This is a genomic window from Micromonospora sp. C28ISP2-4 (assembly GCF_030519385.1).
Classification (GTDB): Bacteria; Actinomycetota; Actinomycetes; order Mycobacteriales; family Micromonosporaceae; genus Micromonospora; species Micromonospora tulbaghiae.
On sequence record NZ_JAUMKG010000005.1, the window covers coordinates 518,183 to 532,454 of the forward strand.

Sequence of the window (14,272 nt, forward strand, 5' to 3'; positions counted from 1 at the left end):
CGCCGCACGCGCGGGCTGCTAGCGTTTGGGCGTGTCCCGGACCCGTACCGAACGCCTGGTCAACCTGGTGATCTGCCTGCTGTCGACGCGACGCTTCCTGACCGCCGCGCAGATCGCCGCGACCGTGCCCGGCTACGAGCACGACCCGGACGACGCCAAGGACCACGAGGCGTTCCAGCGCAAGTTCGAGCGCGACAAGGCCGAGCTGCGTGAGCTGGGCGTGCCGCTGGAGACCGGCACGGCGAGCGTCTTCGACGCCGAGCCGGGTTACCGGATCGCGCCACGCGCGTACGCGTTGCCGGACATCCCGCTCGAACCGGACGAGGCTGCCGCGGTGGGCATCGCCGCCCGGTTGTGGCAGCACGCCGGGCTGGCCGCCGCCGCGTCGTCCGGGCTGGCGAAGCTGCGCGCCGCCGGCATCGACGTCGACCCGCAGGCCACGCTGGGCCTGGAGCCGATGGTGACTGTCGACCCGGCGTTCGCGCCGCTCACCGCCGCCGCGCGGGACCGGCGCGAGGTCAGCTTCGACTACCGCGTGCCGGACCGGGACGCGCCCACCCGCCGCCGGGTGCAGCCGTGGGGCGTGGTCTGCTGGCGCGGCCGGTGGTACGTCGTCGGCCACGACCTCGACCGCGCGGCGACCCGCTGCTTCCGGCTGTCCCGGGTGGTCGGCACGGTCCGGGCGACCGGCGAGCCGGGCGCCTACGAGCCGCCCGCCGGGGTCGACCTGATCAGCCACGTGGCCCGCTGGTCCGGGCCGGTGGAACGCACCGGCCGCGCGACGGTGCTGGCCGCGCCGGGGCGCGCCGCCGGGCTGCGCCGCTGGGCGGTCGAGTGCCAGGCCGGCCCCGACGGCGACCGGCTGGTGCTGCCGTACGCCGACGCCGACTACCTGGCCGGCCAGATCGTCGGGTACGGCCCGGACGTCCGCGTGCTGGAGCCGCCGGAGGTACGGGAGGCGGTCATCCAGCGGCTCAAGGAGGTCGCGGCCCGGCACGACGAGCTGGCAGTGACCGGGGGTGCCCGGTGACCCGGCCGGCGGCCCGCGCGGGCCGTGCCTCCGCCGACCGGCTGGCCCGGCTGCTCAACCTGGTGCCCTACCTGCTGGCCCGACCCGGCATCGAGATCGCCGAGGCGGCGCACGACCTCGGGGTGACCGAGAAGCAGCTCCGGGAGGACCTGGAACTGCTCTGGGTGTGCGGGCTGCCCGGCTACGGCCCCGGTGACCTGATCGACATGGCGTTCGACGGCGACCGGGTGACGATTACCTACGACGCCGGGATCGACCGCCCGCTGCGGCTCACCCCGGATGAGGCCCTGGCCCTGGTGGTGGCGTTGCGGATGATCGCCGAGACGCCGGGCGTGGCCAACCGGGAGGCGGTCGAGCGGGCACTCGCCAAGATCGAGAACGCCGCCGGCGACCTGGCCGGCGCGCCGGTCGAGGTCCGCCTGCCCGGCGACTCCGCCCGGGTACGCGAGCTGCGCGCCGCCGTGGAGCGCGGCCGGGCGCTGCGGATCACCTACTACACCCCGGCCCGGGACGAGACCACCGAACGCACCATCGACCCGCTGCGGATGCTGATGGTCGGCGGCCGGGCGTACGTGGAGGCGTGGTGCCGCCGCGCCGAGGGGGTGCGGCTGTTCCGGGCCGACCGGATCGACGCGGTGACCGAGTTGCCGGAGCAGGCGGTGGTGCCGCCGCAGGCCCGCCCGCACGATCTCAGCGACGGCGTGTTCAGCCCGTCGGCCGACCTGCCGCTGATCACGCTGCGGATCGGCCGGGGGGAGCGGTGGATCACCGAATACTATCCGTGCGAGCGGGTCGAGGCCGACGGCGAGCAGTGGCTGGTGTCGCTGCGCGTCACCGACCTCGGGTGGGCCCGGCGGTTCGTGCTCGGGCTGGGCCCGGAGGTGACTGTGGTGGCCCCGGCCGAGCTGGCCGAGCAGGTCCGCGCCCAGGCCGTGGCGGCGCTCGACGCGTACGCCACCCCGGCCGGCAGCGCCGACCCGGCAGCCGCCGGCGGCACCCGATAGGCTGACCGCCGTGGTGACGTGGATCGTGCTCGGGGTCGTGGTGTTCGCGCTGGTCGTACTGGCCCTGGCGATCCGTCCGGTGGTGAGCCGCCTGCCCGGGCTGCGCCGGTCCGCGCTGGCGTTGCAGCGCCGGGCGGCCGAGGCCGAGTCGCTGCAGTCGGCCGCCGAGCAGTTGCAGGCGCGGGCCGAGTCGCTCCAGGAACGGGCGGCGCTCGCGCAGGAGCGGATCGCGTTGATCAAGGCCAAGCGCGGCGACTGATCGACGGCGGTCGGCCCGGTGAGCGTCGTCTGCGCGTTCCCGGGTGGTTACGCGCAGGAACGCGCGGACCTGGACGGTTGACGGGACACTTCGGGTTGGTCGAAACTTCACCGATCGGGCCCGCACCGGCAGGCCCGCGGGGGTGGCAAGCCGCTGCGACACACGTACGATGGGCGACGACCCACCCCTCACCGACACAGAGCGACTGGAGCTTCCCATGGGTGCCCTCAAGCCGTGGCACATCGCCGTACTCGTGGTCGTGCTGATCCTGCTGTTCGGCGCGAAGCGGCTCCCCGACGCGGCCCGCTCGCTGGGCCGCTCGCTGCGGATCATCAAGGCCGAGACCAAGAGCCTGCACGACGACGACCGTGATCTCGCCGAGAAGGCCGACGCCCAGGCCGGCTACCAGCCGCTCACGCCGCAGCAGCAGCCCGTGCAGGGGCAGCCGTACGTTCAGGGGCAGCAGCAGTACGCCCAGCAGCAGCCGTACGCGCCGCAGCCGCAGCAGCCCGTGGCCCCGCCGGTCGACCCGGTGCAGCGCGTCCGCGAGAACTGATCCGAGAGGGCCTCAATCACCGTGGCCTTCGGGTTGAAGAAGCGCGGCCCGAGCAACTTCGCGCGCGCGGCCGACGGCTCGATGACGCTCATCGAGCACATCCGTGAGCTGCGTAACCGGCTGTTCCGCGCGTCCCTGGCGATCCTTGTCGGCTTCGGGTTCGGCGTGTGGCTGTCCGGGCCGGTGCTGCACATCCTGCAGAAGCCCTACTGCGACCTGCCCAAGGCGCGGTTGATCGACGGCAACTGCAACTTCGTCCAGCTCGGTCCCGCCGACCTGTTCCTGCTGCAGATGAAGGTGGCCCTCTGGGTCGGCCTGATCATCGCGGCGCCGATCTGGCTCTACCAGCTCTGGGCGTTCATCGCACCGGGCCTGCACCGGCACGAGCGGCGGTACGCGTACTTCTTCACCGCGCTGGCGGCCCCGTTGTTCGGCGCCGGCGCGGTGCTGGCGTACTTCGTGACGTCCAAGGGCCTGGAGTTCCTGCTCAACGTCTCCGGCGGCGGCGACGTGACCACCACGCTCGACATCACCCGTTACGTCGGGTTCGTCACGAACCTGATCCTGCTGTTCGGGGTGGCGTTCGAGTTCCCGCTGGTCGTGCTGATGCTCAACTTCGTCGGTCTGGCCAGCGCCAAGCGGCTGCTGAGCTGGTGGCGGGTGGCGGTGTTCGTGTTCTTCGCGTTCTCCGCGGTGGTCACGCCGACGCCCGACCCGTTCGGCATGACCGCGCTGGCGATCTGCCTCTGCGCGCTCTACTTCGCCGCGGTGGGGGTGGCGTTCCTCAACGACAGGCGGCGCGGTCGCGGGCGTGAGGCCTACGCCGGCATCGCCGACGACGAGGTGTCACCGCTGGACCTGTCGGACGAGCCGGTGCCCGCCGGTGGCCGGATCGAGGCGTCCGAGCCGATCGGCGTACCCGAGCCGGTCGCCGCGCCGAAGCCGATCGAGCGCCGCTACGACGACATGACCTGACCGATCCCGCTCACCTCCCGGACGCCGTCCCCGCTCCAGGGGGACGGCGTCCGCGTCTCCGCACCCGCCCCTCGCGGCCTTCTCGGCGACCGCGCCCTCTGTCCCGCGCCGATCTTGCACTTGGTGCCCCTCGAATGCCCGATATCCCGCACTTCGCCCGGGCCGAAGTGCGAGATCGCGGGGCGGGGCGGGGGCGGGGCGGGGCGGGGCCTTCTTGGCGGGGCAGGGTGGAACGGGGTGGGGCTTTGGGAGCCGGTCACGTGAAGGCGGCAGGCTGTGTCGGGGCGGGGTGGGGGGACGGACTCAGGGTGCAGGATCGCGGCCTCCGCAGGTCCGCGCCGTCGACCAGCCGCGGGCCGGCGCGCACGATCAGGCCGTCCGCGTCCAGCGCCCACACCTGCGCGTCCGGGAAGTGGTCGGCGACCGCGGCGGCCTGCTCGGCCGCGCCGTCGAGGCGGAACCCGCACGGCGCGACCAGCACCACCTCGGGCCGCGCGACCCGCAGGGCCTCCCATGTGGTCGGCGCGGACCGGGCGCCACGATGGGTCGCGACCGGCTCGCCGCCGGCGACGTCGACCAGGTCCGGGATCCAGTGCCCGGCGCCGAACGGCGGGTCCACCCACTCGACCACCGCGACCCGGCGCCGGGGCCGGCCCGCCACCGCCGCGCGGACCGCCGCGAGCCGGGCACGCAGGCCGTCGACAAGGGCCTCCGCGCGATCCGGCACCCGGGCCGCCGCGCCCACCGCGCGGATCGACTCCAGCACGTCGTCGAGGGTGTACGGGTCGAGCGACAGGACGTCGGCCCGGCACCCCAGGTGCGCCACGGCGTCGGCGACCCGCCCTGACGGCAGTGCGCAGACGCGGCACAGGTCCTGGGTGAGGATCAGGTCCGGGTCCAGCCCGGCGAGCGCGCCGGAGTGCAGCGTGTAGAGGTCGGCACCGGCCGCTACCTGCGCCCGGACGTAGGCGTCTATCTCGCCGGGACTCATGCCCCGGGTGTCCCGGCCACCGACGACCACAGTGGTGCCCGACCGGTACGACGCGGGCACCTCGCACTCGAACGTGACGCCGACCAGGTCGTCGCCGAGGCCGAGCGCGTACACGATCTCGGTGGCGGAGGGGAGCAGGGAGACCAGCCGCATGCCCGCCATCATGCCGGTCGCGCGGACCGCCCCGCTGCGCGGGCAGATCGGATCGCCCTCGGGCCTTGCCGGGACGCCGTACCCGCTTAGACTCTGCTGACTCCGCCGAGCCCCCCGGGCGGTGTGCCGGGGTGCGTCGGCGCCCCGTTCCGGTCAGCCCGTCTGACCTGCGCTCCGGAGAACCCGATGAAGAGCCGTACCGCCGCCGTCCTGACCGTCCTCTGCGCGGCCACCGCGCTCACCGCCTGCGGTGACGACGAGCCCGCGCCGAAAGGCCAGCAGGTGCCGGTGACCGCCACCGACACCAGCTGCGAGGTCACCACCACGCTGTTCACCCCGGGCACCGTCACGTTCGCCGTGACCAACCGGGGTCAGCAGGCCACCGGGGTCTACGTCTACGGCCGGGAGGGTGACGCCTTCACCAAGGTGATCGCCGAGGTCGCGGACGTGCCGGCGGGCCGCACCGGCGACCTGCGCGCGTCGCTGCAGACCGGCACGTACGAGGTGGCCTGCAAGCCGGGCCGGCAGGGCGACGGTGTGCGGACCCGGATCACCGTCTCCGACGACGGCAACCTCGCCAGCGCCGCGGCCGAGGTGGCCTACGACCGGTCGGTGACGATCGAACTGACCGACGACGCGATGAACGGCGTGGACGCCCTGATCGCGGAGCCCGGCGAGAAGCTCGCGTTCAAGGTGACGAACAAGACCGCCGGGGCCCGGACGCTGTACGTGCTCAACCCCGACGGCAAGCGGGTCGCCGAGATGAAGGCCGAGGCCAACGGCACCGCCGAGACGGTGGTGACGCTGGGCGCGGCGGGGGACTGGTCGTTGAAGGTCAAGGGCGACGGTGTGCCGTCGGTGAGCAAGCGCCTGGTGGTGCGCTGACGCGGCCGCGAAAACGCGTCGATCCGGGTGCATCCACCGGGGACGGTCCGGGCGAAGCAATGGTCGTGACGACAAGTCACGGACCTGGTCGCTTCGACGAAAGGCTCCCCGATGAACATCGCTCGTCTCGCCGCCCGGCTGGCCGTGGGCGCCACGGCCGCGGCGGTGGCCACCACCGCCGTCGCCGTGCCCGCCCAGGCCGGCGCCAAGCAGCCGGGTACGCGGTCGCTGGCGGCAGTGCTCACCGCCGACAAGAGCGGCTTCGACCGCAACTCGCGGGACTTCGACGTCCTCACGAAGGCGGTCCTGACGGTGCTGCAGGCCAAGCCGGACTCGCCGGTGAAGGTGCTCACCGACGGCACCGTCGCGCTGACCGCGTTCGTGCCGAACGACTACGCGTTCCGCGAGCTGGTGCGGGACATCACCGCCGCGAGGAAGCTGCCCGGTGAGAAGGCCGCGTTCGACGCGGTCGCCGGCCTGGGCGTGGACACCGTGGAGGACGTCCTGCTCTACCACGTCGTGCCCGGCGCGACGATCGACCGCAGGGCGGCGCTGAAGGCCGACGGCGCGGACCTGACCACCGCGCTCGGCGCCACCGTCGAGGTGGACGTGAAGCGTTGCTGGTACGGCCGCGAGGTGCGCCTCGTCGACGCCGACACCAGCGACCGCAACGCCAAGGTGGTTCGGTACGACATCAACAAGGGCAACAAGCAGATCGCGCACGCGGTGGACCGGGTGCTTCGCCCGATCGACCTGCCCTGAACCACCCCCGCCACGGCGCCCGGCCACCCCCTGCCGGGCGCCGTCGGCGTGCGCCGGACGTACCCTGCCTGACCTGCCTCTGGTGGGCGGCGTCAGCCGTGCCGTACGGTGCTCGCCGTGACCGCGCACGATCATGTCCCGCCCGGCCCCGTCGCCGTGCTCGCCAACCCGGCCGCGGGCCGGGGGCGGCACAGCGGTCTGCTGCCCGGGATCCTGGAGCGCCTCGCCGCAGCGGGCCGCCCGGTCGAGCTGCTGCGCGCGCGTACCCCCGAGGAGGCGGAAGCGGCGTGCCACGCCGCGGTCGCCGGCGGCGCCGGGGCGGTCGTGGCGGTGGGCGGTGACGGCACGATGCACCGCGCGCTGCAGGCGGTCGCCGGCACGGCCGTGCCGTTCGGGCCGGTCCCGGCGGGCACCGGCAACGACTTCGCGGTGGAGACCGGCTTCCCGGCCGACCCGACGGCCGCCGTCGAGGTGATCACCGCGGCGCTCACCGCCGGCCGCGCCCGCCCGGTCGACCTGGCGCGGCTGTCCCGGCCCGGCGTCGCCGACCGCTGGTTCGGCGCGGTGCTCGCGGCCGGCTTCGACGCGATCGTCAACGAACGCGCCAACCGGATGCGCTGGCCGCGCGGCCCGCGCCGGTACGACCTGGCGATAGTGGTGGAGCTGGCCCGGCTGCGGCCACGCCGCTACCGGCTGGTCCTCGACGGGGTGGCGCAGGAGCTGGACGCGGTGCTGGTCGCCGTCGGCAACACGGCCAGCTACGGCGGCGGCATGCGGATCTGCCCGGACGCCGACCCGCACGACGGCCTGCTGGACGTGGTGGTCGGCGGGCGCTTCGACAGGCGCACGCTGATGCGGGTCAAGCCGCAGATCTACCGGGGCACCCACGTCACGCACCCGCTGGCGCGCGTCTACCGGGCGCGGACGGTGGAGCTGTCCGCCGAGGGCATCACCACGTACGCCGACGGGGAACGCTCCATCGACCTGCCGGTGACAGTCACCGCCGCGCCGGCTGCGCTGCGGCTGTTGCGCTGACCGCCGCCGGGTCCGGTGCGGCGGGCGGGCCGGGAACGGCCGGCGGCGCGGTAGGGGACGGCGGCGGGGCGGCGGCGCGGACCGCGCCGGCGCTCGCGGCGACGACGAGCGCGATGGCGAGCACCTCGACCGGGCGCAGCGCCTGGCCGAGCACCAGCCAGCCGGCCACGGCGGCGATCGCCGGGCCGAGACTCATCATCACCGCGAACGTCGCGGTCGGCAGCCGCCGCAGCGCGGCCAGCTCCAAGCTGTACGGCAGCACGGACGCGAGCAGCGCCAGCCCGGTACCGAGCCCCAGCACCACCGGGTCGGCGAGGCGGCCGCCGCCGTCGGCCAGCCCGAACGGCAGGGTGAGCAGCGCCGCGACGGTCAGGGCGAGGGCCAGCCCGTCGGCGCCGGGGAACCGCGCGCCGATCCGCGCCGAGCAGACGATGTACGCGGCCCACATGGCGCCCGCCGTCAGCGCCAGCACGGCGCCGGCCGGGTCGAGCCGGTCGAAGCCGCCCTGCCCGAGCAGGACCACACCGGCCAGCGCCAGCGCGGCCCAGCACCAGGCGGCCATCCGGCGCGCGGCGATCACCGACAGCGCCAGCGGGCCGAGCACCTCCAGCGTGACGGCCGGGCCGAGCGGGATCCGCTCGATCGCCTGGTAGAAGATCGAGTTCATGCCGGCCAGGGCCAGCCCGAACGCCAGTACCGCCGCCCAGTCGCGGCGCCCGTACCCGCGTACCCGCGGTCGGCAGAACACGAGCATCAGCAGCGCGCCGATGGTCAGCCGCAGCGTCACCGCCCCGGCCACCCCGGTGCGAGGGAACAGCAGGGCGGCGAGCGCGGAGCCGAACTGCACGGACAGTGCCCCGCCGAGCACCAGCGCGACCCCGCCGAGCCGTCCCGGCGCACGCGGCGGCAAGGGGTGGACACCGGTCATGCCCCTGACGGTAGCCGGTGTCCCGGGACGGGTTCGCGCCGCTGAGGGCCGAGCGGTCAGCCGGCCCCGGCCAGGTCCAGCACCGCGCCGAGCCCGTTCGGGCGGCCCGCGTCGGCGCAGGGCAGCACCAGCACCCCGCACCCGGCCGCCACCGCGCCCGCGTCTGCCGGTGTGTCACCCACCATGAGCGTGCGCTCCGGGTCGACGCCGAGCATCCCGCAGGCCCGCAGGAAGATGCCCGGGTCCGGCTTGCAGCGCCCCACCTCGTACGACAGCGCGTACGCGTCGACGAGCCCGTCGAGTCCCCAGGCGGCGAACAGGGGCCGCAGGTCGAAGCCGATGTTGCTGACCACCGCCACCTTCACCCCGGCGGACCGCAGCGCACCGAGCACCGGGGCGGTGTCCGGGTACGGCACCCAGCCCTCGGGCACCAGCACCCGCTCGTAGAGCGCGTCGGCGAACCCGTCGATGCCGGTGTCCACGGTCTCGGCCAGCCCGGTGTACGCCCCCCGGTGCGCGTGCGGGTAGAGATCACGGTCGGCCCACAGCTCGGCCAGCCGGGGCGGCACCCGCGCCGGCAGCGGGCCGCCGGCGCGCCCGGCGGTGAGCAGCCGGTCGGCCAGCGAGGTGGCCCGGATCCGGTCCAGTTCGACGCCGCAGGCCGAAGCGGCGGCGAGCACCCAGGCCAGCGGCTCCTCCACCTGGGCGAGGGTGCCGTGGAAGTCGAAGAGCACCGCCTCCACCGGCCGGCGGGACGGGCCTGGGCGGACGGCGTCGTCGGCGCCGCTCGAGGCGTGGGGCAGTTCGGTACGGTCCGGCACGTCGTGCACCCTACCGACCGCTCCGACCGTCCTGTCGGATGGCCTTGACCGGTACTCGTCGGCGGCAGCGATTAATCTTGGATCCATGTCGAGCCCCGCCGAGCGGTACGCCGCGGCGCGCCGCCGGGCCGCGCAGGCCTCCGCCTTCCCGGCCCTGGACGAATTCTCCCTGGATCTCGGGTTCGATCTCGACGACTTCCAGCGCGAGGCGTGCGAGGCGCTGGAGCGGGGCAGCGGCGTGCTCGTCTGCGCTCCCACCGGCGCCGGCAAGACCGTGGTGGGCGAGTTCGCGGTGCACCTGGCGCTGCGCGGCCGGCCCGGCGGCGACGCGCCCGCCACCCGGCGCAAGTGCTTCTACACGACGCCGATCAAGGCGCTGTCCAACCAGAAGTACCACGACCTGGTGGACCGCTACGGTGCCGAGCAGGTCGGCCTGCTCACCGGCGACAACGCGATAAACGGCGACGCGCCGGTGGTGGTGATGACCACCGAGGTGCTGCGGAACATGCTCTACGCCGGCTCGGTTACCCTGGAGGGCCTGGCGTACGTGGTGATGGACGAGGTCCACTACCTGGCCGACCGGTTCCGCGGCGGGGTCTGGGAAGAGGTGATCATCCACCTGCCCGAGTCGGTCACGCTGGTGTCGCTGTCGGCCACCGTCTCCAACGCCGAGGAGTTCGCCGACTGGCTGGTGACCGTACGCGGCGAGACCGCGGTGGTGGTCTCCGAGCACCGGCCGGTGCCGCTGTGGCAGCACATGCTCGTCGGCAAGCGGATGTTCGACCTGTTCCACGACGCCGACGCGGCCCGCAAGCACGACGTGCACCCCGAGCTGCTTCGCTACACCCGGGACACGATGCGCCGGCTGGAGCTGGGCGAGGGCCGCAGCGCCGGCCCCGGCGGCGGGCGGCGCGGCCCCCGCTGGCGCGGCCCGATGCGCCCGGACATCGTCGACCGGCTCGACCGGGAGGGGCTGCTCCCGGCGATCCTGTTCATCTTCAGCCGGGCCGGCTGCGACGCCGCCGTGCAGCAGTGCCTGGCCGCCGGGCTGCGCCTCACCTCCCCCGACGAACGCGCCGAGATCCGCCGGCTGGTGGAGTCCCGGGTCACCGCCATCCCCGGCGAGGACCTGTCAGTGCTCGGCTACTGGGAGTGGCTCGACGGCCTGGAGCGCGGCCTGGCCGCGCACCACGCCGGCATGCTTCCCGCGTTCAAGGAGGTCGTCGAGGAGCTGTTCGTCCGCGGGCTGGTCAAGGCCGTGTTCGCCACCGAGACGCTCGCGCTGGGCATCAACATGCCGGCCCGCTGCGTGGTGCTGGAACGCCTGGTGAAGTTCAACGGCGAGGCGCATGTCGACCTGACGCCCGGCGAGTACACCCAGCTCACCGGCCGGGCCGGCCGCCGGGGCATCGACGTGGAGGGCCACGCGGTCGTCGTGTGGTCGCCGGAGACCGACCCCCGGCACGTCGCCGGGCTCGCCTCCACCCGCACCTACCCGCTGCGTTCCAGCTTCCGGCCGTCGTACAACATGGCCGTCAACCTGGTCGGCAGCGTCGGCGCGGCGCCGGCCCGGGAACTGCTGGAGTCCTCGTTCGCGCAGTTCCAGGCGGACCGGTCGGTGGTCGGCCTGGCCCGGCAGGTGCAGCGCAACACCGAGACCATCGACGCGTACGGCGCGGAGGCCGCCTGCCACCACGGCGACTTCGACGAGTACTTCGCGCTGCGGGTGGCCATCGCCGACCGGGAACGCGCCATCGCCCGGCAGGGGCAGACCCAGCGCAAGGCGGCCGCAGTAGCCTCGCTGGAGCGGCTGCGGGTCGGTGACGTGATCCGGGTGCCGTCCGGGCGGCGGGCCGGCCTGGCGGTGGTGCTGGACCCGGCCACCGGCGGGTTCGGCGAGCCCCGGCCGCTGGTCCTCACGCAGGACCGCTGGGCCGGCCGGGTCACCCCCGGCGACTTCACCACCCCGGCCGAGGTGCTGACCCGCATCCGGGTGCCGAAGCACTTCAACCACCGTTCGCCGGCGGCCCGGCGGGATCTGGCCGCCGCGGTCAGCGGCACCGGCCTGGACCGGCACGGCGGCCGGCGGGGCGGCCGGTCCCGCCAGGCGGTGGGGGAGGACCACCGGCTCAGCCAGCTCCGCGTCGAGCTGCGCGCGCACCCGTGTCACGCCTGCCCGGACCGGGAGGAGCACGCCCGCTGGGCGGAGCGGCGGCGCCGGCTGGAGCGCGACACCGAGGAGCTGCGCGAGCGGGTGTCCGGGCGGACCGGCTCGCTGGCCCGTACCTTCGACCGGATCGTCGCGTTGCTGACGGCGCGCGGCTACCTGGCCGCCGACGGCGAGGTCACCGACGCCGGGCGGATGCTGGCCCGGATCTGGACCGAGGCCGACCTGTTGGTGGCCGAGTGTCTGCGCCGCCGGGTGTGGGACGGCCTGTCCCCGGCCGAGCTGGCCGCCGCCGTGTCGGTGGTGGTCTTCGAGGCCCGGCGGGACGTCGACGAGCGGGCGTCGCTGCCGCGCGGCGCGGTGGCCGACGCGGTCGACGAGACGCTCAAGTTGTGGGGCGACATCGAAGCGGACGAGGCGGCTCGTGGCCTGGCCGTGACCCGGGAGCCGGATCTCGGCTTCGCCTGGCCGATCTACCGGTGGGCGCGCGGCGAGGCGCTGGCGAAGGTGCTGGCCAGCGGTCACCAGATCGACGGGGAGATGCCGGCCGGCGACTTCGTCCGCTGGGCGCGCCAGGTGGTCGACCTGCTCGGGCAGGTCGCCGACTCGGGCGGCGCCTCGGCCGAGCTGCGCGGCACCGCCCGGCAGGCCATCGCGGCGGTCAACCGCGGCGTGCTGGCCTACCACGCTTCCGCCTGACGGTCACTTCCGGTCGCCGAGTGCCGAAACCGACGCACTGCTGCGTCACGGCGCTGCCACCCCGCGAATTGTCGGGGGGGCGATGCACGCCCTGGTCAGGGCCTATTCCATCATTGCCCCGGGCGCCGTGGATCGCGCTCGGCCGATGGTGGGGGAGGGCGTCGTGGGCGAGATCAATCACTTCGAGTACGGGTGGATCACACCCGCGCTCAGCTACGCGTTGTCGGTGCTCGGCTCGGCGCTCGGGCTGGTCTGCGCCGGGCGGATCCGGACCGCCACCAGCGCCGGCCAGCGCGCCTGGTGGGGCCTGCTCGCGGCGTGGGCGCTCGGCGGCACGGCGATCTGGGCCATGCACTTCATGGCGATGCTCGGGTTCGCCGTCGGCGGCACCCGGATCCGCTACGACGTGCCGCTGACGGCCGCCAGCACGGTGATCGCGGTGGCGTCGGTCGGCATCGGGCTGGCGATCGTGGGTACCGGTCGGCTCGCCGCGCCCCGGCTGCTCGCCGGCGGGTTCTTCACCGGCGCGGGCGTGGCCGCCATGCACTACACGGGCATGGCCGCGATGCGCCTGGACGGTTCGCTCGGCTACGACCCGCTGCGGGTGACGCTGTCGGTGGTCATCGCGATCGTGGCCGCCACCGTGGCGCTCTGGCTGGCGATGACCGTCCGGCGGGCGCTCGCCATCGCCGCGTCGGCGCTGGTCATGGGCATCGCGGTCAACGGCATGCACTTCACCGGCATGAGCGCGCTGTCGGTGCACCTGCACGACAGCCGCGGCCCGGCCTCCGGCACCGAGGTGAGCGGACTGCTGGTGCCGATCGTGCTGGCGGTGGTCTTCGGCGTGGTCGGGCTCGTCTACGCGCTGCTCGCCGCGCCGTCGGACGACGACCGGGCCGGCGCCGCGTACGTCAGCGCGCGGCTCGACGAGGGGCCGCAGACCGTGGCCGCCGAACCCGCGCCGGACCCGGTCGGCCTGCGTGCCCGGTCGACGCTGGCACAGCCCGGCGCGCAGTTCCCGTCCCGGCGGAGCACCGACCGCCAGTCGTGATCAACTGATCACGATCGGTCGCCGGCCAGAGCGTCGACCAGGCGGCGGCACGAGCCGGCGAGGTTCCAGCGCTGCGCCAGTTCCAGCAGCCGGTGCGGGTCGGCGGGCGACGTCGGCAGTGCCGGATCCAGCTCGGGCAGCGGCACGTCGGTGGCGACCCGGACCACCTTCGGCGCCACGGCCAGGTAGTCGCGGGCGGCGTCGAGCTTCGCCCGCAGCCCCGGCGCGAAACCGGAGCGGGGGTCGTCCAGCGCGACCAGGATGCCGTCCAGCCCGCCGTAGCGGTCGATGAGCCGGGCGGCGGTCTTCTCGCCCACCCCGGCCACGCCGGGCAGCCCGTCGCTGGGGTCGCCGCGCAGCGCCGCGAAGTCGGCGTACCGGTCGGCCGGCACGCCGTACCGGGTGCGCACCGCCGCGTCGTCGCAGTCGTCCAGCTTGGCCACGCCACGGCCGACGTAGAGCAGGCGGACCGGGTGGGCGTCGTCGACGAGCTGGAACAGGTCGCGGTCGCCGGAGACCACCTCGACCGGCCCGGGCTGGGTCACCGCGAGCGTGCCGAGCACGTCGTCGGCCTCGTAGCCGTCGGCGCCCACGGCCGGGATGCCGAGCGCGTCCAGCACCTCCAGGATCATCGGCACCTGCGGGGACAGGGTGTCCGGCACGACCTCGCCGCCCTCGGGCGCGACCCGGTGCGCCTTGTACGACGGCAGCAGCTCGACCCGCCACGCCGGCCGCCAGTCGTAGTCGAGCGCGCAGATCATGCGGTCGGGCCGGCGGGTGCGCACGAGCTGGGCGAGCATGTCGAGGAAGCCGCGTACGGCGTTCACCGGCTGGCCGTCGCCGGTCTTCGCGGCCGACTCGGGAATGCCGAAGTAGGCGCGGAAGTAGAGGCTGGGGGAGTCGATCAGGAGGATCGGCTGTCGGTGTGCCACGGCGACAAGCCTTCCACAGCCCTG

14 protein-coding genes are annotated in these 14,272 nt (G+C 74.5%); 10 read left to right on the forward strand and 4 right to left on the reverse strand.

The genetic code is table 11. From position 1 onward, the window contains the following. The first annotated feature begins 31 nt into the window (after positions 1 to 31). From Q3W68_RS21310 to tatC, 5 genes are all read left to right on the forward strand, one after another. A complete protein-coding gene (locus tag Q3W68_RS21310; protein WP_047893699.1) occupies positions 32 to 1,030 on the forward strand; it encodes a YafY family protein in 999 nt (332 codons plus the stop codon). Next, entirely contained in the window at positions 1,027 to 2,034 is a 1,008-nt protein-coding gene (locus Q3W68_RS21315) for a YafY family protein (RefSeq protein ID WP_302907107.1), read from the forward strand. The genes Q3W68_RS21310 and Q3W68_RS21315 overlap by 4 nt, the downstream gene beginning before the upstream one ends. Positions 2,035 to 2,044: 10 nt before the next feature. Beyond that, positions 2,045 to 2,293 carry a hypothetical protein gene (locus Q3W68_RS21320; protein WP_302907108.1) on the forward strand — a complete coding sequence of 83 codons (249 nt, stop codon included), beginning with the start codon at positions 2,045 to 2,047 and terminating at the stop codon, positions 2,291 to 2,293. Positions 2,294 to 2,510: 217 nt separating this feature from the next. Next, a complete protein-coding gene (gene tatA / locus Q3W68_RS21325; RefSeq protein WP_302907109.1) occupies positions 2,511 to 2,849 on the forward strand; it encodes a Sec-independent protein translocase subunit TatA in 339 nt (112 codons plus the stop codon). Positions 2,850 to 2,870: 21 nt separating this feature from the next. Then, complete coding sequence (gene tatC, locus Q3W68_RS21330; RefSeq protein ID WP_302907110.1) at positions 2,871 to 3,824, forward strand: twin-arginine translocase subunit TatC; 954 nt, start codon at positions 2,871 to 2,873, stop codon at positions 3,822 to 3,824. A 256-nt stretch (positions 3,825 to 4,080) separates the two neighbouring features. Here the strand turns inward: tatC and Q3W68_RS21335 are convergent, their stop codons facing one another. Beyond that, entirely contained in the window at positions 4,081 to 4,968 is an 888-nt protein-coding gene (locus tag Q3W68_RS21335; RefSeq protein WP_302907111.1) for an ABC transporter substrate-binding protein, read from the reverse strand. Positions 4,969 to 5,154: 186 nt separating this feature from the next. Here Q3W68_RS21335 and Q3W68_RS21340 point away from each other — a divergent pair, with 186 nt between their 5' ends. The 3 genes from Q3W68_RS21340 to Q3W68_RS21350 all read left to right on the forward strand — a co-directional run bounded on the left by Q3W68_RS21340 (position 5,155) and on the right by Q3W68_RS21350 (position 7,650). Continuing rightward, positions 5,155 to 5,853, forward strand: a complete 699-nt coding sequence (locus Q3W68_RS21340) for a hypothetical protein (RefSeq protein WP_302907112.1) — start codon at positions 5,155 to 5,157, stop codon at positions 5,851 to 5,853. A 111-nt stretch (positions 5,854 to 5,964) separates the two neighbouring features. Then, positions 5,965 to 6,615 carry a fasciclin domain-containing protein gene (locus tag Q3W68_RS21345; RefSeq protein ID WP_302907113.1) on the forward strand — a complete coding sequence of 217 codons (651 nt, stop codon included), beginning with the start codon at positions 5,965 to 5,967 and terminating at the stop codon, positions 6,613 to 6,615. A 108-nt stretch (positions 6,616 to 6,723) separates the two neighbouring features. Next, a complete protein-coding gene (locus tag Q3W68_RS21350) occupies positions 6,724 to 7,650 on the forward strand; it encodes a diacylglycerol kinase family protein (RefSeq protein WP_302907114.1) in 927 nt (308 codons plus the stop codon). On the opposite strand, the gene Q3W68_RS21355 is transcribed toward Q3W68_RS21350, so the two are convergent. Both Q3W68_RS21355 and Q3W68_RS21360 read right to left on the reverse strand, forming a co-directional pair. Further along, positions 7,613 to 8,578: a DMT family transporter gene (locus tag Q3W68_RS21355; RefSeq protein WP_302907115.1), complete on the reverse strand. Its 966-nt coding sequence runs from the start codon at positions 8,576 to 8,578 to the stop codon at positions 7,613 to 7,615. The two genes, Q3W68_RS21350 and Q3W68_RS21355, sit on opposite strands and share 38 nt — an antisense overlap. 56 nt (positions 8,579 to 8,634) lie before the next feature. Next, a complete protein-coding gene (locus Q3W68_RS21360; protein WP_302907163.1) occupies positions 8,635 to 9,381 on the reverse strand; it encodes an HAD family hydrolase in 747 nt (248 codons plus the stop codon). A gap of 103 nt (positions 9,382 to 9,484) precedes the next feature. Between Q3W68_RS21360 and Q3W68_RS21365 the strand changes: the two genes are divergently transcribed. Further along, complete coding sequence (locus tag Q3W68_RS21365; RefSeq protein WP_302907116.1) at positions 9,485 to 12,265, forward strand: RNA helicase; 2,781 nt, start codon at positions 9,485 to 9,487, stop codon at positions 12,263 to 12,265. Between the two features lie 163 nt (positions 12,266 to 12,428). Beyond that, entirely contained in the window at positions 12,429 to 13,316 is an 888-nt protein-coding gene (locus tag Q3W68_RS21370) for an MHYT domain-containing protein (RefSeq protein ID WP_302907117.1), read from the forward strand. A gap of 8 nt (positions 13,317 to 13,324) precedes the next feature. On the opposite strand, the gene Q3W68_RS21375 is transcribed toward Q3W68_RS21370, so the two are convergent. Further along, positions 13,325 to 14,248 (reverse strand): 5'-3' exonuclease, encoded by a 924-nt coding sequence (locus Q3W68_RS21375; RefSeq protein WP_302907118.1) that lies wholly within the window; start codon positions 14,246 to 14,248, stop codon positions 13,325 to 13,327. Positions 14,249 to 14,272: the final 24 nt, after the last annotated feature.

Excerpts from the sequence above, each read along its gene's own strand:
- tatA (WP_302907109.1), top strand. The coding sequence starts at position 2,511 with ATGGGTGCCCTCAAGCCGTGGCACATCGCCGTACTCGTGGTCGTGCTG.
- Q3W68_RS21335 (WP_302907111.1), bottom strand. The coding sequence starts at position 4,968 with ATGCGGCTGGTCTCCCTGCTCCCCTCCGCCACCGAGATCGTGTACGCG.
- Q3W68_RS21340 (WP_302907112.1), top strand. The coding sequence starts at position 5,155 with ATGAAGAGCCGTACCGCCGCCGTCCTGACCGTCCTCTGCGCGGCCACC.
- Q3W68_RS21345 (WP_302907113.1), top strand. The coding sequence starts at position 5,965 with ATGAACATCGCTCGTCTCGCCGCCCGGCTGGCCGTGGGCGCCACGGCC.
- Q3W68_RS21355 (WP_302907115.1), bottom strand. The coding sequence starts at position 8,578 with ATGACCGGTGTCCACCCCTTGCCGCCGCGTGCGCCGGGACGGCTCGGC.
- Q3W68_RS21365 (WP_302907116.1), top strand. The coding sequence starts at position 9,485 with ATGTCGAGCCCCGCCGAGCGGTACGCCGCGGCGCGCCGCCGGGCCGCG.